This is a genomic window from Faecalibacter rhinopitheci, from assembly GCF_015234135.1.
GTDB lineage: Bacteria > Bacteroidota > Bacteroidia > Flavobacteriales > Weeksellaceae > Empedobacter > Empedobacter rhinopitheci.
This window is the reverse complement of record NZ_JADGIK010000001.1, coordinates 48,110-64,220: the sequence shown is the minus strand read 5'-3', so window position 1 is coordinate 64,220 and position 16,111 is coordinate 48,110. Positions and strand designations below refer to the sequence as shown.

Annotated in this window: 19 protein-coding genes; 9 read left to right on the top strand and 10 right to left on the bottom strand. The window is 28.9% G+C overall.

From position 1 onward, the window contains the following. The first annotated feature begins 73 nt into the window (after window positions 1–73). Both IM532_RS00310 and IM532_RS00305 read left to right on the top strand, forming a co-directional pair. The gene (locus IM532_RS00310) at window positions 74–904 is read left to right on the top strand and encodes a sulfurtransferase (RefSeq protein ID WP_194181448.1); all 831 of its coding nucleotides are present in this window, start codon (window positions 74–76) and stop codon (window positions 902–904) included. Window positions 905–1,166: 262 nt separating this feature from the next. Continuing rightward, window positions 1,167–1,736 (top strand): hypothetical protein, encoded by a 570-nt coding sequence (locus IM532_RS00305; protein WP_194181447.1) that lies wholly within the window; start codon window positions 1,167–1,169, stop codon window positions 1,734–1,736. 186 nt (window positions 1,737–1,922) lie between these two features. Here IM532_RS00305 and IM532_RS00300 read toward each other — a convergent pair whose 3' ends face one another. Then, window positions 1,923–3,023 carry a putative type IX sorting system protein PorV2 gene (locus IM532_RS00300; RefSeq protein WP_194181446.1) on the bottom strand — a complete coding sequence of 367 codons (1,101 nt, stop codon included), beginning with the start codon at window positions 3,021–3,023 and terminating at the stop codon, window positions 1,923–1,925. 103 nt (window positions 3,024–3,126) lie between these two features. Here IM532_RS00300 and IM532_RS00295 point away from each other — a divergent pair, with 103 nt between their 5' ends. The 4 genes from IM532_RS00295 (at window position 3,127) to IM532_RS00280 (ending at window position 5,934) form a co-directional block, all read left to right on the top strand. Then, complete coding sequence (locus IM532_RS00295) at window positions 3,127–3,876, top strand: CDP-alcohol phosphatidyltransferase family protein (RefSeq protein ID WP_194181445.1); 750 nt, start codon at window positions 3,127–3,129, stop codon at window positions 3,874–3,876. After that, window positions 3,863–4,621, top strand: coding sequence for a 3'-5' exonuclease (locus IM532_RS00290; protein WP_194181444.1), 759 nt, complete (start codon window positions 3,863–3,865; stop codon window positions 4,619–4,621). Before IM532_RS00295 ends, IM532_RS00290 begins: the two co-directional genes overlap by 14 nt. A gap of 4 nt (window positions 4,622–4,625) precedes the next feature. After that, window positions 4,626–5,234: a fumarylacetoacetate hydrolase family protein gene (locus tag IM532_RS00285; protein ID WP_194181443.1), complete on the top strand. Its 609-nt coding sequence runs from the start codon at window positions 4,626–4,628 to the stop codon at window positions 5,232–5,234. A gap of 64 nt (window positions 5,235–5,298) precedes the next feature. Continuing rightward, window positions 5,299–5,934 (top strand): DUF4919 domain-containing protein, encoded by a 636-nt coding sequence (locus IM532_RS00280; protein WP_194181442.1) that lies wholly within the window; start codon window positions 5,299–5,301, stop codon window positions 5,932–5,934. A 33-nt stretch (window positions 5,935–5,967) separates the two neighbouring features. Here IM532_RS00280 and IM532_RS00275 read toward each other — a convergent pair whose 3' ends face one another. From IM532_RS00275 to IM532_RS00265, 3 genes are all read right to left on the bottom strand, one after another. After that, window positions 5,968–6,624, bottom strand: coding sequence for an HAD family hydrolase (locus tag IM532_RS00275; RefSeq protein ID WP_194181441.1), 657 nt, complete (start codon window positions 6,622–6,624; stop codon window positions 5,968–5,970). Between the two features lie 196 nt (window positions 6,625–6,820). After that, window positions 6,821–7,060 (bottom strand): hypothetical protein, encoded by a 240-nt coding sequence (locus tag IM532_RS00270; protein WP_194181440.1) that lies wholly within the window; start codon window positions 7,058–7,060, stop codon window positions 6,821–6,823. Window positions 7,061–7,150: 90 nt separating this feature from the next. Then, window positions 7,151–8,050, bottom strand: a complete 900-nt coding sequence (locus tag IM532_RS00265) for a hypothetical protein (RefSeq protein WP_194181439.1) — start codon at window positions 8,048–8,050, stop codon at window positions 7,151–7,153. A 241-nt stretch (window positions 8,051–8,291) separates the two neighbouring features. Between IM532_RS00265 and IM532_RS00260 the strand changes: the two genes are divergently transcribed. Then, window positions 8,292–9,032, top strand: a complete 741-nt coding sequence (locus IM532_RS00260; protein WP_194181438.1) for a hypothetical protein — start codon at window positions 8,292–8,294, stop codon at window positions 9,030–9,032. A gap of 293 nt (window positions 9,033–9,325) precedes the next feature. On the opposite strand, the gene IM532_RS00255 is transcribed toward IM532_RS00260, so the two are convergent. Both IM532_RS00255 and IM532_RS00250 read right to left on the bottom strand, forming a co-directional pair. Further along, window positions 9,326–9,745, bottom strand: a complete 420-nt coding sequence (locus IM532_RS00255) for a hypothetical protein (protein ID WP_194181437.1) — start codon at window positions 9,743–9,745, stop codon at window positions 9,326–9,328. Then, a complete protein-coding gene (locus IM532_RS00250) occupies window positions 9,735–9,989 on the bottom strand; it encodes a hypothetical protein (RefSeq protein ID WP_194181436.1) in 255 nt (84 codons plus the stop codon). Before IM532_RS00250 ends, IM532_RS00255 begins: the two co-directional genes overlap by 11 nt. A gap of 118 nt (window positions 9,990–10,107) precedes the next feature. Between IM532_RS00250 and ligA the strand changes: the two genes are divergently transcribed. After that, complete coding sequence (ligA, locus tag IM532_RS00245) at window positions 10,108–12,102, top strand: NAD-dependent DNA ligase LigA (RefSeq protein WP_194181435.1); 1,995 nt, start codon at window positions 10,108–10,110, stop codon at window positions 12,100–12,102. Then, on the top strand, window positions 12,102–12,653 hold the full coding sequence (locus IM532_RS00240) for a hypothetical protein (RefSeq protein ID WP_194181434.1): 552 nt from the start codon (window positions 12,102–12,104) through the stop codon (window positions 12,651–12,653). The genes ligA and IM532_RS00240 overlap by 1 nt, the downstream gene beginning before the upstream one ends. 201 nt (window positions 12,654–12,854) lie before the next feature. Here IM532_RS00240 and IM532_RS00235 read toward each other — a convergent pair whose 3' ends face one another. The 4 genes from IM532_RS00235 to IM532_RS00220 form a co-directional block, all read right to left on the bottom strand. Beyond that, complete coding sequence (locus tag IM532_RS00235) at window positions 12,855–13,310, bottom strand: hypothetical protein (RefSeq protein ID WP_194181433.1); 456 nt, start codon at window positions 13,308–13,310, stop codon at window positions 12,855–12,857. Window positions 13,311–13,591: 281 nt separating this feature from the next. After that, window positions 13,592–14,572: a fatty acid desaturase gene (locus IM532_RS00230; protein WP_194181432.1), complete on the bottom strand. Its 981-nt coding sequence runs from the start codon at window positions 14,570–14,572 to the stop codon at window positions 13,592–13,594. Between the two features lie 180 nt (window positions 14,573–14,752). Then, window positions 14,753–15,148 carry an OsmC family protein gene (locus IM532_RS00225; protein ID WP_194181431.1) on the bottom strand — a complete coding sequence of 132 codons (396 nt, stop codon included), beginning with the start codon at window positions 15,146–15,148 and terminating at the stop codon, window positions 14,753–14,755. Between the two features lie 9 nt (window positions 15,149–15,157). After that, window positions 15,158–16,039, bottom strand: coding sequence for a pirin family protein (locus IM532_RS00220; protein ID WP_194181430.1), 882 nt, complete (start codon window positions 16,037–16,039; stop codon window positions 15,158–15,160). Window positions 16,040–16,111: the final 72 nt, after the last annotated feature.

The following is a 16,111-nucleotide window of genomic DNA, read 5'->3' as shown; positions in this document are numbered from 1 at the left end:
GGTTGCTTTTTTTTGAAATATAAATAATAATCGTTTACTTTTTTTAATATTTTTACATGAAACACAAAACACAATGAAATTTAAATCCCCTATAATTAGCAGTACAGAATTACTATCTATTTTAGATAATGAAAATTTGATCATATTAGATTGTACAATTGATAAAGTAGGAAAAAGTCTAAAAGATGAAACGCTAGAATTGATTCCTAATTCTCGTTTTTTTGATTTAGAAAATCGTTTTTCAGATCATAAATCTGCATTTCCACATACATTGGTTTCACCGCAATTTTTTACGCGAGAAGCACAATTATTGGGAATAAATAATGAAAGTATATTAGTATGTTATGATCGTTGGGGAGTTTATTCAAGTCCACGTGCTTGGTGGATGTTTAAAACAATGGGGTTTAATGATGTTTATGTTTTAAATGGTGGCTTAAATGCTTGGAAAGAAGAAAATAAGGCAACTAAATCTTTCTATGCTCCAGCAGAATATTTAGGAAATTTTGTAGCAAATTTAAATGAAAATTGGTTAGCCAATGTAAATGATGTATTGGATTCTTTAGAAAATAAGGATATCAAAGTGATAGATGCAAGATCTAACGAAAGATTTTACGGTTTAGTAGATGAACCACGAGCAGGTTTGCGTAAAGGACATATACCCAATGCACTTAATGTTCCATTTGAGGAAGTTTTAAAAAATTCACATTATAGATCTGACGAAGAATTAAAAAATATATTAGGTGAAAATTCCGAGAAAGAAGAATTAATTTTTACTTGTGGATCAGGAATTACGGCTTCTATTTTAGCTTTAGCCAATCATCAAATTCATCCAAGACAAATCTCAAAAGTTTATGATGGCTCTTGGGCTGAATGGGGAAAAGATGAAGAATTACCAATTGAATAAAATTAAAGATGTTGATTTTTAAAAACTATAATTCAGATAGTGAACAATTACATAAAAGTATTAATTATGTAACTCTAATTTCTATTTTGGTTGTTTTGGTCATTATTCTATTAATGCTTTATTTAGATTATAATTTGGATATATTTTACAGTATTCTGTTAATTATTCCACTAACAATCATAATGTATTATCGTTTAAATAAAACTCATCTTTTTGAATTACAAGACGATTATATCTTATCAAAAAATTATTTTCAAACTAATTGGAAAAAACATCTATTGATAAAGTTTGTTATGATGAGTATTATGAAAAGGATAATGAATACTTAAATTTATACATTGGAACATCATTTTTAAAAATTAATTCAGAAGATACAAGCCAAACGAATCTGATTAATACAATCAAGAATAATATTCAGCATAATTCATATTATCAGAAATCATGGACGTATTATTTGAAAAATTCTATCTTGGTATTTCCATTTTTAGTATTTCTCTCAATTAATATGAAGATTGTAAATATTAAGTCAAGTTTACATCAAGAAGCTATTACAAAATATGGATATGTTGATTTTGAAGGTAAAGTAAAAGATATAGAATTTTTAGGCAGAAATACTACAGCAAGAATTAAACTCTTCAATCATAATCCTTTTTCAATTGAAACTCATACAGATTCGATTAGACTTAAACAGATTAAAAAAGGTGATAGTATTCGAATATCTATATCTCCAATCGATTATGAAAAAAAGATTCTAAAAACAAAACCATTTCAATGGTTTGATAAATATCACGGATATTCGTACATACATATTTATAAAATTTCAAAATTATAATTTCAAAAACGAGTAGATTAACTTCTACTCGTTTTTTTTGAAGAAATTTTCATTAGGCATTGTCCCCTTTTCTTTTTAAACATCTTTAAAATTAATCTCATTCTATATTATTCCGATAGACTATATTATTAATATATAGTATAATATTTAAATAAAAGCTAACTCGTTGAAGATAGCTTTTTTAAATTATTTATTTAGATGACCGAAATCTAGCCTTACTGAAAAAATATTCGAATACAATCCCAATCCTTGATCACCAAAGTTAGTTAAAGCATAATCTATTGATATTCCACCATATTTAAATCCCACCCCAATATTTGGTTGAACACTTGTTTTATTATCGCCATTGAATTGCTCAATTTGTTGCATATTATTTAATCCTCCACGAATAAAAACCATATCATCGTAGCCTAACTCTACTCCTACCATTGGATTTATTGAGAAATTTCCTCCCGAAATCAAAGCATTTGTTTGTTGAAATTCCATTCCTAAATCTACTTCTCCAAGTAAACTCCAACGATCATTAAAGTTTATTTTTTTCCCAATACCTAACTGTAACTTTGGTAAAGTAAGCTCTGTACCTTCAGCCGGTAAATCATTCAATATAGTCTCGCCATCTTCGTTCGGAGCATTTACTATAATTGGTTTAAGCTCATTATAATTTATTTTCCAAGAATTGAATGTTGTCGTAATATCCCTTGCCATAGCTCCAAAATACCAACCTTGGTCTGTACGGTATTGTAAACCAAGATCTAGCCCAAAACCAATTCCCGTAGCAAATTTACCAATATGTCTATAAACAACTTTAGCGTTTGCTCCAACTTGTAAATCTTTATTCCCGAAAAAATTTCCTGCATATGACATGGTTAAAGCATAATCTGCGGAAGAAAACTTTGAAATTTTATCATAATTAATATTACCTTGATTGTCAATTAATTCTGTAGTATTAAGAATATCATCAACACCAAATCTCATTAATGAAAAGGCAACTGTAGAATTATTTTCACGCAGAGGAATTGCAACTGCCGCATAATCAAATTTGGCAATAGACTGAAAATATTCGGCATGCATTGCAGAAGCATCTACACCCCAATAAACTTCTGTAAGCCCCGCAGGATTCCAGTAACTTGCATTAGCATTACCAATATTTGCAACTACCGCATTTCCCATGGCGAAAGAACGTGCGTCTACACCTATATTCAAAAATTCATTGGAGTATTTTCGTGCTGTCTGAGCTTGGGCAGCAATACAAGTAAATACGCTTAAAAGGAAAATATATTTTTTCAAAAGGTTTTTATTATATTTTTAAAACTCAAAATTAAGTGAATTATTGCATTTTCTATCTGACGACTAGGTTTAAGTTTGTATTTTTGCCCAGAAAAATTAAAGTATGAAATTATTTACAATCCCTAATTATTTGACCTTATTGAATTTATGCTGTGGTGTATTATCATGTGTATTTATTGCTTCTAGCAATGGAAATGTGACTTCGCTAACTGTAACAATTGTAATGGTATTGATGATAATTTCTCTTGTAGCTGATTTTCTGGATGGTATGGTGGCTCGATTAATGAATATTGGAAGTCCTATTGGAAAAGAATTAGATTCTTTAGCAGATTGTATTTCATTTGGTATGGTACCAGGATTAATGCTTTTTGCTATGTTAAACAATTTGGCGTCAGAATTTTTATTTGAAACTGAAACCTTAAAAATTTCAGCTGTTTCTTTATTTGCTTTATTAGTACCCGCATTTTCTGCTTTACGTTTAGCAAAATTTAATTTAGATGAAGATCAGTCTACCTATTTTAAAGGTTTAGCTACTCCCTCAAATACGCTATTTATTTTCTCTCTATTTTCTATTTATTATACAAATGGTAAGATTATAGATTCGTCCGTAGATATGTATATTCTTATTGCCATTTCTATTCTATTTAGTATATTATTAATAATAGATTTACCTCTATTTGCATTTAAATTCAAAGGATTAGGATGGAAAGAAAATAATTATAAGTATATTTTTGTTTTAATAACAATCGTTTTATTGGGATTATTTCAAATTTCAGCAATTCCTTTTATTATATTACTTTACGTAATTATATCAATTATCTTCAGAAAAAAAATCACAAATGAACTTAACTAAAAATATATGTTTCTTTGATTTAGAAACAACAGGAACAAACATAGCTAAAGATCGTATTGTAGAAATATCGATTGTAAAAGCATTGAAAAATGGTGAAAAAGAAATTAAAACTTGGAAAGTAAATCCTGGTATTCCAATTCCGGCAGAAACTACAGCAATCCATGGAATTAGCGATGAGGATGTGAAAGATGCGCCATCGTTTAAGGAAATTGCACCACAAATCATGGAAATGATTAAAGATTCTGATTTAGCAGGATTTAACTCAAATCGTTTTGATATTCCACTATTAGCAGAAGAATTAATCCGTAATGACTTTGATTTTGATTTAACAAAACACCGTCCGATTGATGTACAAGTTATTTACCACAAGATGGAACCTCGTAACCTTTCTGCTGCATATAAATTTTATTGTGGTGAGGAATTAATAGATGCGCATTCTGCGGAAGCTGATACTTTAGCAACTTATGAAGTTTTTAAAGCGCAAGTGGAAAAATATGAAGAATTAGAAAATGATAATCAATTTTTGAGTGATTTTTCTAATCAACGTAAAACGGCAGATTTAGCTGGTTTTATTCATATAGATGCAGATGGAGCTGAAGTTATCAGTTTTGGTAAATATAAAGGTCAGAAAGTTGCTGAAGTTTTTGCAAAAGATCCCGGATATTACGCTTGGATTCAGAATGCAGATTTCCCATTATACACTAAAAAGGTATTTACTCGAATTAAATTAAAAACATCATTTTAACAATATGAAGATTATATGTGTTGGTCGTAATTATGTAGAACATGCAAAGGAATTGAACAACGATGTACCTGATTCGCCAATGTTTTTCATGAAACCGGATTCAGCAATTTTAAGAAAAAATTTCCCATTTGTAATTCCATCATTCACAAAAGAAGTTCATTTCGAAACTGAATTAGTGATTAAAATTGATCGCGTGGGCAAAATGATACAACCACAATTTGCAGATCGATATTTTTCTGAAATTGGATTGGGAATTGACTTTACAGCCCGTGACGTACAAACAGAATTAAAAGCAAAAAGCTTTCCTTGGGAAATAGCCAAAGCTTTTGATGGTTCAGCTTTCGTTTCAGATTTTTTTCCGAAAGAAAATTTTGATTTAACTAATCTTAATTTCAGCATGAACCAAAATGGAGAAAACGTACAAACTGCAAATACGAAGGAAATGATTTTTGATATCAATACCTTAATTGCGGAATGTTCTAAATATTTCACTTTAAAAAAAGGTGATTTAATTTATACAGGAACTCCGGCAGGTGTAAGCAAAATTAACTCTAAAGATACGTTAGAAGGCTACATCAATGAAGATAAAGTTTTTGAAGTAAAAGTATTATAAAGCTTAAGCGTTACGAATTGTAACGCTTTTTTTATATCTTTAAAAGAATATTTTTCATCCTTATATGCGTATACTTTTATTCTCTGTATCCTTATTTTTTTCATTGTATGCTAATGCTCAATTCAATATAGATTTAGAGCGAATTGATAGTTTAACAAAAGATTCAACAAATACAGAATTTTATTTTGAAAACTTAAAAGAAAAGTTTGAGAAAAAACCACAAGATTTATCACAACATCAGTTACAAGTGTTATATTATCAGCCGATAAACACGTTAGGAAGTTTTAAATATGATATAAGTACTACAGGAATATATGCTAAATTTAAAGAGCTAAATTTCAAAAAATTCATACAAGAAGCTGAAGCTAAATTAGAAGAAATGCCAGCTAATTTAACTATACTGTTTTTACTTTCTCTTGCGTATGGAGAAACAAAAGATGGAACTAAAAAAGCAAATAATTACTCGAAAAAATTTAAACTTGTTTTTGAAGCTATAAAAGAAAATAAAAGTTTAACAGATTTAGACAATTTAGTTGAATTAAACTGTGTTGTAGATGAATATATTATTTTACAAATTTTAGGATTAGATTCAAATTCATTAAATCGAACTTCTAAAATGAGTAAAGATTATATCATAGATACATTTGAAAAAAATGGTGAAAAAATTCACTTTAAAATTTTAAGAAATAATATTTTTTAATAGAAAAAGGAGCTTAATTAAGCTCCTTTTGTTTTATGATAATTGCTGAATAAAATTCGCATCTATCGCAAAGAAATCTTCACAAATCCAATTTGCTTTGGAAAGATCTTGTCGCTTTGTGTTTTGACTTATATACCCCATAACAGCAATATTAGCTCTTACAGCAGCTTCAATACCATTGGAAGAATCTTCAATCACTATACATTCCTCTTTTGTAGAATTGGCTAAAGTAGCAGCATGTAAAAAAATTGCAGGATCTGGTTTTGATTTTGGAAAATCTTCCCCAGAAACTTTCGCTTTAAAGTATTGATTGAGGTTAAAACGATTAAAGACCCGATCTATAGTAGATTTTGAAGCAGAAGAAGCTAAAACAAGCTCAAGACCGTTATGATGCAAATCTATAATTAATTGTTCTACACCAGGAATTAATTCTAAATCAGGTTTAGTATCAAAAGCCTCATTAAAAATAGCTCTTTTACGAAGTACAAGGTTATTAACCTCATCATTTAAATTAAACTTATCTTTAAGAATCTGATATACATTCTTTGTAGATTGACCCGTAAACGTAGAAAATAGCTCTGGAGTTACAGGAATGCCTAGTTCTTTATAATGTTCATGATATGCATAGTGATGTACAGGTTCTGTGTCTACAATAACACCATCCATATCAAAAATTACTGTTTTTATCATTTGTGTTGTTTGTACAAAAGTAATTATCTTGAACTGAATAAAAAATTCTAAAATAACAATCAAATTCACAACTGTGATTCTATGAAAGTAATTAATTTTAAGAATTAGAAATGATTTAAAATATTGTATAAGGAATAAAATGATAGAGATAAGAATATCTCAAATAACAAAGGCAACCTTATAGATTGCCTTATGTCTATTTTTTAAAATTTTGTAGCTGAGGATCATTAAGATCTGCATCTACTTTTTTATTGTATTTCTTTTGAATATAATCAGCTGCAAGACTAACGCCAATACCGCCAATAATTCCATAAATAGATCTTTTACCTAAAAATCGTGCAACAGTAATACCTGTCGTAGCTGCAGTAGCTAAAAGTCCAATTTTAGTTCCTTTTGTCTTAGAATTAGATCCTAATAAATTTAATAAATTACTCATAGTTTAATTGATTTACAATATACTACGCAAAGAATATTCCAAAGATGTTTCAGGCAAAAAAAAGCCCAGATAAACTGAGCTTTTATAATATTAATATTGAATTAAAATATAATCAATTTGTTTTTGAAGATTTAAAAACTCTAGAACTAATTTATCTTCTAGTTGATGCTCAAGTACATATTTATGTAATTTTTTAGCAATCTTAAGATTTAAATCTTTTTTAATGTCTTTAGACTTTTTATCTTTTTTAGATTTAGATTTTTTCTTCTTTTTCTTTTTCTTATCCTTCGCATCAGCTTTAACTTCTTTACGAATGATTTTCATTTGATCAATAACTTCTCTAAAAACTGGTAATTCAGAAATTTGTTCCGCTATAAGTTCATCTAAATCTGTTGTTCTCGCTAAAGTAATTAACTCTGCATGCGCATTATCCAAAATAATTGGATTAGGTACAAAGTCTAAACCTTTATTAAATTCTGCAGCAGCTATATCATCTATAACAATATAAGAATCTGCATCATCAATAGTAACGTCTTCATTCAACTCATATTCTTCAATAACTTCATCTCCATTTATTACAATGTAAGATTCGTCATCGTCTAAAGAAATTTCTTCTTTTTCTTCGAATTCTTGACCTTCTTCAATCTCAAAATCGTCGTCATCGTCATCTTCCCCTTCTCCAGGTTCTACAACTTGTAAAATTTCTCCATTTACACGTACAAACAAATAATCATTTTCATCTGTAAAGAAAGATTCTACATCAACAAATTCTACGGTAGAAATAACTTTGTCTTTTTCAACAAAAATAATTAAACGATCTAATGCTTCAGGAACCATTTCATTTGAAAAATTGTAGTCTAAATCATCAAAAAGGCGAACGAATAATTCAGCTAATGGTTTTAATTTTTTGTCCACTTCAATAGAAGCTATCTGCTCCTCAACTAATTGAAATAATTGAGAAGTGATATAATAATTGTGAATTGTGCTCATAGTATTAAATCATTGTTTACACTCAAATTTACGAATTGGATCCATATAAACAATAGCATTAAAAATATAAAAAACACATTAATTCATAATCAACGGATTAACTATATAAATAGCGGTAATTCCATCCATAATAATCCCACAATGCTCCACTATTTTCCACATAATAGTATATTATAAGCATTTTAATTTCTTTTGTAATCAAGAATATTTATCTTATTTTAGTTCAACTGATTAGCATGATATGGCACGAATTGATAAAGATGGATTAATAAGAGGTAAAATTGGAGACTTCGTTTACCGTAATTATAGAGGCAAACAAATCGTTCAAAGAGTCGCCGATGAATCAAAAACATCTGAAAAAGTAAAAAAGAATAATTCTGAATTTGGATACGCTAGTAGTAAGGAATCTATTATTCGTAATTTCTTTTTAGATCAGCTAAACTTAATAAATGATGGAAATTTACATAATAGACATCGTAAGGTTTTGTATGAATTATTAATCCATAATTATGCACAAGAACCTCATCAACGAAAATTATTAGATGGAAATCCTAAACAATATATTGGACTTAATTTTAACATAAATTCTAAATGGGAAGATTTTATGCCTTATTACATTCCAGTAAATGAAGAACAAAATAAGTTTATTATAACTATCCCTTTATTGTATGCAAAGTTGTTTCAACAAAAAGTAAAAAATTATGCGCTCGATCATCTGAAAATGACTTTATCATTATGTTCAATAGATCCTGACTTAGAACAGAACCCTAATGCAATTATATATAATCAACGAGAATTTGTAATATATAAAGATCAAAAAATAGAGGAAACTATTTGGGAGATTGCTGCCCTACCCTCTAACAGATTTTTATTAGTAATTGGTAAAATTGAATATTTTGAAATGAATTCTGTATTTGGTTTAAAAAGTTTAAATTCTAAAGAATTATGTCCAGCATGTGTAATTTATGCTACAAAATTTTAATAAACGAAATCATTATATATTATTCAATAAATTGATACATCAATTAAATAATATGTAATTCTACTCGGACAATAATTACGAATATGATATTTAAATACTAAAAAGTCTAAATTAAGGGATAAAAAGGAGTTCTAATACAGAAAAATCGGCTCACAAAATGGAAGAATTAGGCAAAATATAAATTACTAATAATTTTTAGTTAATTTAATTAAGATAAATGCAAACCTAATCGAGTAGATATTATCATATTCATAATACGAAAAAAGTCAAATCTAAATGATTTGACTTTTGTTTTAAGTATATTTTAAACGATTATAATTATAAAGTAACATTAAAAAAGAAGATATGAGCCAGAACCAGTATCCAAATAAGGGAAAGTCATAGTCACTAAATTCGATGATGTTTAGTTTAAAAATATAATCTAAACCAAATATTAGCATTTGTAAAAATGATAATATACTTGTGATAAAACTTAATTTAAAGCGATGAAATATCCATGAAAGGATAAGCGTAAAATTACCTAACCAACATATAAAATCGATTGGTAATTCAAAGGCCGTCATATATCCCATCAACAAATAAAAATAACCTAAATTTTCTGGATTATCTGCTGTATAATATTCTATAAAATGATCTCTGCCTAAACTAACAGGCAATAGTAGACTAATACTAAAAATTAGCAGACTTGCCCAAATAAAATATTTACTTTTCAACTTTGGCTTCTAATTTTTCAATTTGTTTTTCAAGCTTTAGTTTTTCTTTTCTTAATCGATTTTTAGGGCTAAACATGGCATAGGCAAACAAACCAATTCCAATTCCTACAATTGCTCCCAATTTTTGATTTTTATCTATAGCTTTAGAAATTGCAATACCAGCTGCAGCTCCCGTAGTGATAATTGAAACTGTATTTTCAAATTCTTTTGATTTAGTATCAATGGTATCTAATAAATTATTCATAGTATTTGTTTTTCTATTGTTCTTCAATTAATATTCCTAAATATAATCACTCTGAATTTATTTTAAAAATTGTGCTTATTAAATCTACGGATTATCTTTGCTTCTAAGTAAAACGACTATGGACATTCAAGAAAGAATATTAGCCTTACGCGAAGAATTAAATCAACATAATTATAATTATTACGTTTTAGATCAACCTTCAATATCAGATTTTGAATTTGATTTGAAATTACAAGAACTAAAAAAATTGGAAGATGAAAATCCAATATTTTTTGATGTAAATTCTCCTACTCAACGTGTTGGTGGAATGGTTACTAAAAATTTCCCTACAGTTTCGCATGAATTTAGAATGTATTCTTTAGATAATTCTTATTCTGTTGAAGACCTTAAAGAGTGGGAAAAACGTATTGAGAAAACTTTGGATGAGAAGGTTGAGTTTGTATGTGAACTGAAATATGATGGTGCTTCAATCTCTATTTATTATGAAAATGGAATTTTTAAACAAGCTATTACACGTGGAGATGGTTATCAAGGAGATGATATAACTAATAATATACGTACAATTCCATCAATTCCATTGCAATTAAAAGGTGATTTTCCAGAGAAATTCTATATGCGTGGAGAAATTACAATCCCTTTACAAACATTTAAATTAATCAATGAAGAAAGAGCTATCAATGGATTAGAACTTTACGCTAATCCAAGGAATACAGCCTCTGGTTCATTAAAATTACAAGATAATACTGAAGTTGCAAAACGCGGTTTACAATGTTTCCCGTATTATTTTATTGGCAACAATCTACCTTACCGTACACAATGGGAAATGTTAGAAGCTGCAAAACAAAATGGTTTTAAAGTTCCAAATACATCTAAACTATGTAATTCATTAGACGAAGTATTAGAATTTGTAAATTATTGGGATGTAGAACGTAAGAATTTACCTTACGAAACAGATGGAATTGTTATAAAAGTAAATTCTTTTACTCAACAAGACGAATTAGGATATACGGCAAAAGCGCCTCGTTGGGCAATGGCTTATAAATTTAAAGCAGAAGCAGCAGAAACTGAATTACTAAGTATTGATTATCAAGTAGGCCGTACCGGAGCTATCACACCAGTTGCTAATTTGGCACCAGTATCTTTAGCTGGAACTATTGTAAAGCGTGCGTCAGTACATAATGAAGATATCATTAAAAAATTAGATATTCGACTTGGTGACATGGTATATGTAGAAAAAGGAGGAGAAATAATCCCTAAGATTGTTGGAGTAAATACTGATGTTCGTCAACCAGATACGAAAGAGATAGAATTTATAAAAGAATGTCCTTCATGCGGAACTTCTTTGGTAAGAAAAGAAGGAGAAGTACAACACTATTGCCCAAATGATACAGGTTGTGAACCACAAATTATTGGAAAGTTAGAACACTTTATTTCTCGTAAAGCAATGGACATTGATAGTATTGGTGGAGAAACTGCCGCTCTTTTATACCAAGCAGGATTAGTAAATAACGTAGCCGATTTCTATACCTTACAAAAAGAAGATATTTTACCGTTGGATCGTATGGCTGAAAAATCTGCTCAAAACATCGTGAACTCTGTAGAAAAATCAAAAGAACGTCCGTTTGAAAAAGTACTTTATGCGATTGGAATACGACACGTTGGTGAAACAGTAGCGAAAAAATTAGTTAAACATTTCCAAACTATTGATCGTTTAATGGAGGCGACTATGGAAGAGTTAGTCTCTGTTGGAGATGTAGGGGAAAAAATTGCAATTTCTATTAAAGATTACTTCGGTAATGAAGAGAATTTAGCAATGATTACACGTTTACGAGAATACGGGTTACATTTCGAAATGGGTGAATCAGAAAAGCCTAAATCTGACGTCCTTGATGGAAAAACATTTCTATTTACAGGATCATTAACTAAGTTTACACGTACAGAAGCACAAAAAATGGTTGAAGCCAATGGCGGTAAAAATATTTCCGGAGTTTCTAAAAATTTAAATTATTTAATAGCAGGAGAAAAAGCAGGAAGTAAACTAAAAAAAGCAGAAGAAATCGGAACTATAATAATTTTAAGCGAAGATGACTTTTTAAATCTGATTGAAGAATAATGGGTGCCGGACTTGCAGTGATACTTTTAGGAATCATCATTTTAATATTGGTTCCGTTTATCTATTTTGGAATTAGAATGGCTGGTTATCCGAAACTAGCAATTGCAATTAGTATAACTATTTTTCTTATAATTTCTATTCCTTTATTGAAGTTAAGTTATCGTAGTCAAATGTATAGTAAGGAAGATGCTATGGTTGATTTTAATGAAGCACATTTACCTATAAAAGGCACATTGCGTATACTAGAGAATGATATCTCGGGTTTTAAATCGATTCATCAACAATCAACTTTTTTATTAGACTCAGCGGAAGTTAATCAATTCATCCATAGAATAGAGATACGTAAAGATTTTATCATTTCTCCTACTGTTCTAAATTTATATAATGAGTTAAAAAATGATAAAGTGAACAAAGTGATTCGTAGTTATAGACATAAGGATATGTATTTTATTGAAACCTATCAAAAGTTAGATGAATATACAATTCGAACATCCACTTTCACCTTAAAAAAGAATAACGATACGGTTCGTTTTAAAAAATTAGAAGAATAAAAAAGCGACCTTAATAGGTCGCTTTTTTATTTTAAACAACTAATAATAGGATTTATAAAGTTTTAATTCATATGAATTTGAAACTTTCGCGAAATTGATTTTTCAATCTTTCTCTGAATATGCTCATTCTTAAATTGAGTTGAATCAAAATCTTTTGATGTTAATGGATTAGATAAAAACATTTCTATTGTAGAATTCTTTCTATTGATTTATTTTATTTGTATCAAAAAAGATTGAATCGTTGTTTATCGTATAATTGCCTATTTCTCTTCTATTTCCAAAACAAAAAGATTTCTGTATATAAATTCCATTGGTTTTAAATGAAAATGATGATGAACAACTCGCTACACCTTCTTCATAAGCAAATAATACATTATCTCCATAGATCATTTTATCATCGATTATTCCCAAAGGTTTGTATACGGTTAAACCTAATAAGATACTACTTATCCATAAGGCAATTTTATGCGAACGTATCGGATTATTTATCCATTTATATATTCCAATAAGTATCATAACTAAAATAATAATGAAGAAAAAAATCTCAATGATGTAAAGTATAAAAGAAATTATACCGAGATTTAAAAAGTATTGAACTTGAATTACTAGAAATAATCCAACTGAGAAACCAAGGATTAATTTAAAGAATTTAGACATTCCGAATAATTTTAATAAAACCAAACAATAAACTTAAAATTCCTAAGCCAACACCAAGATATAATAATAACATACCGATAAAAATGCTTTGATTAAAAAATCTATGCGGAAAATATCCCGTCCACATCAATGCATTAATAATCCATCCTATAATCATTAATAGAAATAGATTTGTAAAAGGATATTTTATTCGCATATAAATTAAACGGTTTCATTACAATTCTATTGCATAAAAAAAAGCGACCTCATCGGGTCGCTTTTTTTTATATTATTTATAAATTCTATTTAGTTGTTTCGTGGTAACGGTTAGCTCTTTTAAATGTTCCTAAATCGTTAAAACGAACACCATTTGCTTTCATAACTTCATATGCTTTTTTACGTGCAATATGACGAACATAAAATGTTTCGTTTACAACAAAGTGATGAATAGCGTGTGTCCAACCAAAAAAGAAACAAAAAATTTGGAATGGATATGTCCACCAAACATTCAAAACTTGAGTCTGCTCTACAACATTTCCTTTTTCAACGTCTCCAAAATAATGAAGATTAGAAGTTATAAAATGTAATGAGAATTGACGTAATAAGTTTGGTAATAAAACGATATATATAATTGGATTACTCCATTGTATAATTGCTTTTAATGTTTCAGATAATACAATTCCTGTAGAAAACTTAGAATTTATAAAATCTAAGATAACATCGAACGAAAATAAATACAATACAATATGAGAAATAATAGTTAATGGAATTAATCCAAAAACTCCATATAGCTTAATCTTCTTAGCCGTTTCAAACTTTAGATTACCATTTTCAACTTCACGTTTTATATCTCTAAATAATCCTGTAACACGTAATAAGTTTCCTATAACTAAATCTGGAGTGAAAATTAAACGTTTTAAACTCCATTTTTCACCATTAGTAACTCCACGTTCCTCTACATCATGTAATGTACCTGAAAATCTATGGTGGTGAAAATGTAATGTTCTTCTAAACCATGGATTTAAAGTTAATGGGCGTAATATCCAAACCCATCCAAGCATGTAATTTTGAATAAATTTATTATTTTTAAAATACATAAAATGGATTAGATCATGTTCCAATTCATGTAAAATTCCAAATAAAAATGCATTAACTAAAATTAGTACCCACGCTGGGACAACTCCCGTATACCATAAATATCCCATCAGAAGACTAATGCAAACTGCTAAAGCAAAGATTGAAAAGCCAATGGCATTCTGATGTTTTAGAATTGGATACTTCATTTTCAAGTTTTTGTAAGACTCTGAAATACCTTTTCTAATATTACTCGTTTTCTGTTGATGCGTCACGATATAATTAATTCTAAATTTATCGCAAGTTAGCTAATAATCCGGAAGAAACCCAATAATGGACCTATCTTAACAAGATATTTACACTTACAATAATGTATGTCAAAAGTTATGCTAAGAACGAATAATAGATGTTATAATTTTATTCCCATTTTCTAGTAGTTTATGCACTGGACAAGCATTTGCAATTTTTTCAATGCGAGAGAATTCTTTATCATTTATAGATGTTGATACTTTTATAATTCTATTAAAAATTATAGGCGTAATTGTATTATCAAAATCGACAGCGACCTCAATAGTATTATAATTCCAACCTTTATGATTAAAATACATTTGTAATGTAATAATAGTACATGATGATAAAGCTCCAGCAATTAATTCCATAGGGGTCATAGCAGTATTTTGTCCTCCTTTTTCTAATGGTTCATCCACTGTTAGGGTTAAATCTCTTGCAGACAACAAAGTAATAAAATTAGAACTTGTTGATTTCCCTGTTATTTCTACACTCATTATTTGATATTATTTTTTAGTATAATCTGGTAAGGGTACATAATCACTATCTCCAGGTATCGTAGGAAACTTATGGTTTTTCCAATCTTCTTTAGCTTGTTCTAAACGGTCTTTAGAAGAACTAACAAAATTCCAATATATAAAACGTTCCTCAGGAAAAGCATCTCCCCCAAAAATATATATTGTAGAACCTGCTTTTATTTCAATTTCACACAGAGAAGCATCTTTAGCAATTAGTAGTTGTTTTTCTCCATATTCATTTCCACCATCTATCACTTTACCATCTAGAATATATAATGCTGATTCACCAAATAATCCATCCCCTAAATTTATTTTAGCATCTTCTTTGGCTTTAATTTCTATATAATATAAGGGAGAATGCACAGGAACTGGAGATTCTAAATCCTTGTATTTACCTGCAATTAATTTAAAATCAACACCATTTTCTGACCAAGTAGGTAGTTTATCAGCTTCTATATGATGAAAACTTGGCTCCATTTCTTCTAAATGCTTTGGTAATGCAATCCAGATTTGTAACCCATGTAACATTTTTTCCGTCTGGCGTAAATATTCTGGCGTTCGTTCAGAGTGTACAACTCCTTTACCACCATTCATCCAATTTACAGCGCCTGGAGTAATTTCTAAATCATTACCTAAACTATCTTTATGCTGGATAGAACCTTCGAAGAGATAAGTCAATGTAGATAAACCAATATGGGGATGTGGACCTACATCTAAATTTTGATAATCTTTTAAATGAGCTGGTCCCATGTGATCGATAAAAACAAATGGTCCTACTGCTCGTTTCTGACGAAATGGTAATAATCTACCAACTAGAAAATTCCCTAAGTCAGCTGCTCGTTCTTCTATTATTAATCCTACGTTTGACATATTAAATATATTTCTACTAAAATAATTCTTTATTTTAATACACTTATTGATTTAAGTTAATAAAAAAAGCTG

What these genes read in the sequence shown, in the direction of transcription:
- IM532_RS00220 (WP_194181430.1), bottom strand. Translation starts at nt 16,039, where the DNA reads ATGTCAAACGTAGGATTAATAATAGAAGAACGAGCAGCTGACTTAGGG.
- IM532_RS00225 (WP_194181431.1), bottom strand. Translation starts at nt 15,148, where the DNA reads ATGAGTGTAGAAATAACAGGGAAATCAACAAGTTCTAATTTTATTACT.
- IM532_RS00260 (WP_194181438.1), top strand. Translation starts at nt 8,292, where the DNA reads ATGGCACGAATTGATAAAGATGGATTAATAAGAGGTAAAATTGGAGAC.
- IM532_RS00265 (WP_194181439.1), bottom strand. Translation starts at nt 8,050, where the DNA reads ATGAGCACAATTCACAATTATTATATCACTTCTCAATTATTTCAATTA.
- IM532_RS00240 (WP_194181434.1), top strand. Translation starts at nt 12,102, where the DNA reads ATGGGTGCCGGACTTGCAGTGATACTTTTAGGAATCATCATTTTAATA.
- IM532_RS00280 (WP_194181442.1), top strand. Translation starts at nt 5,299, where the DNA reads ATGCGTATACTTTTATTCTCTGTATCCTTATTTTTTTCATTGTATGCT.
- IM532_RS00275 (WP_194181441.1), bottom strand. Translation starts at nt 6,624, where the DNA reads ATGATAAAAACAGTAATTTTTGATATGGATGGTGTTATTGTAGACACA.
- IM532_RS00295 (WP_194181445.1), top strand. Translation starts at nt 3,127, where the DNA reads ATGAAATTATTTACAATCCCTAATTATTTGACCTTATTGAATTTATGC.
- IM532_RS00290 (WP_194181444.1), top strand. Translation starts at nt 3,863, where the DNA reads ATGAACTTAACTAAAAATATATGTTTCTTTGATTTAGAAACAACAGGA.
- IM532_RS00270 (WP_194181440.1), bottom strand. Translation starts at nt 7,060, where the DNA reads ATGAGTAATTTATTAAATTTATTAGGATCTAATTCTAAGACAAAAGGA.
- IM532_RS00310 (WP_194181448.1), top strand. Translation starts at nt 74, where the DNA reads ATGAAATTTAAATCCCCTATAATTAGCAGTACAGAATTACTATCTATT.
- ligA (WP_194181435.1), top strand. Translation starts at nt 10,108, where the DNA reads ATGGACATTCAAGAAAGAATATTAGCCTTACGCGAAGAATTAAATCAA.
- IM532_RS00230 (WP_194181432.1), bottom strand. Translation starts at nt 14,572, where the DNA reads ATGAAGTATCCAATTCTAAAACATCAGAATGCCATTGGCTTTTCAATC.
- IM532_RS00235 (WP_194181433.1), bottom strand. Translation starts at nt 13,310, where the DNA reads ATGTCTAAATTCTTTAAATTAATCCTTGGTTTCTCAGTTGGATTATTT.
- IM532_RS00285 (WP_194181443.1), top strand. Translation starts at nt 4,626, where the DNA reads ATGAAGATTATATGTGTTGGTCGTAATTATGTAGAACATGCAAAGGAA.
- IM532_RS00250 (WP_194181436.1), bottom strand. Translation starts at nt 9,989, where the DNA reads ATGAATAATTTATTAGATACCATTGATACTAAATCAAAAGAATTTGAA.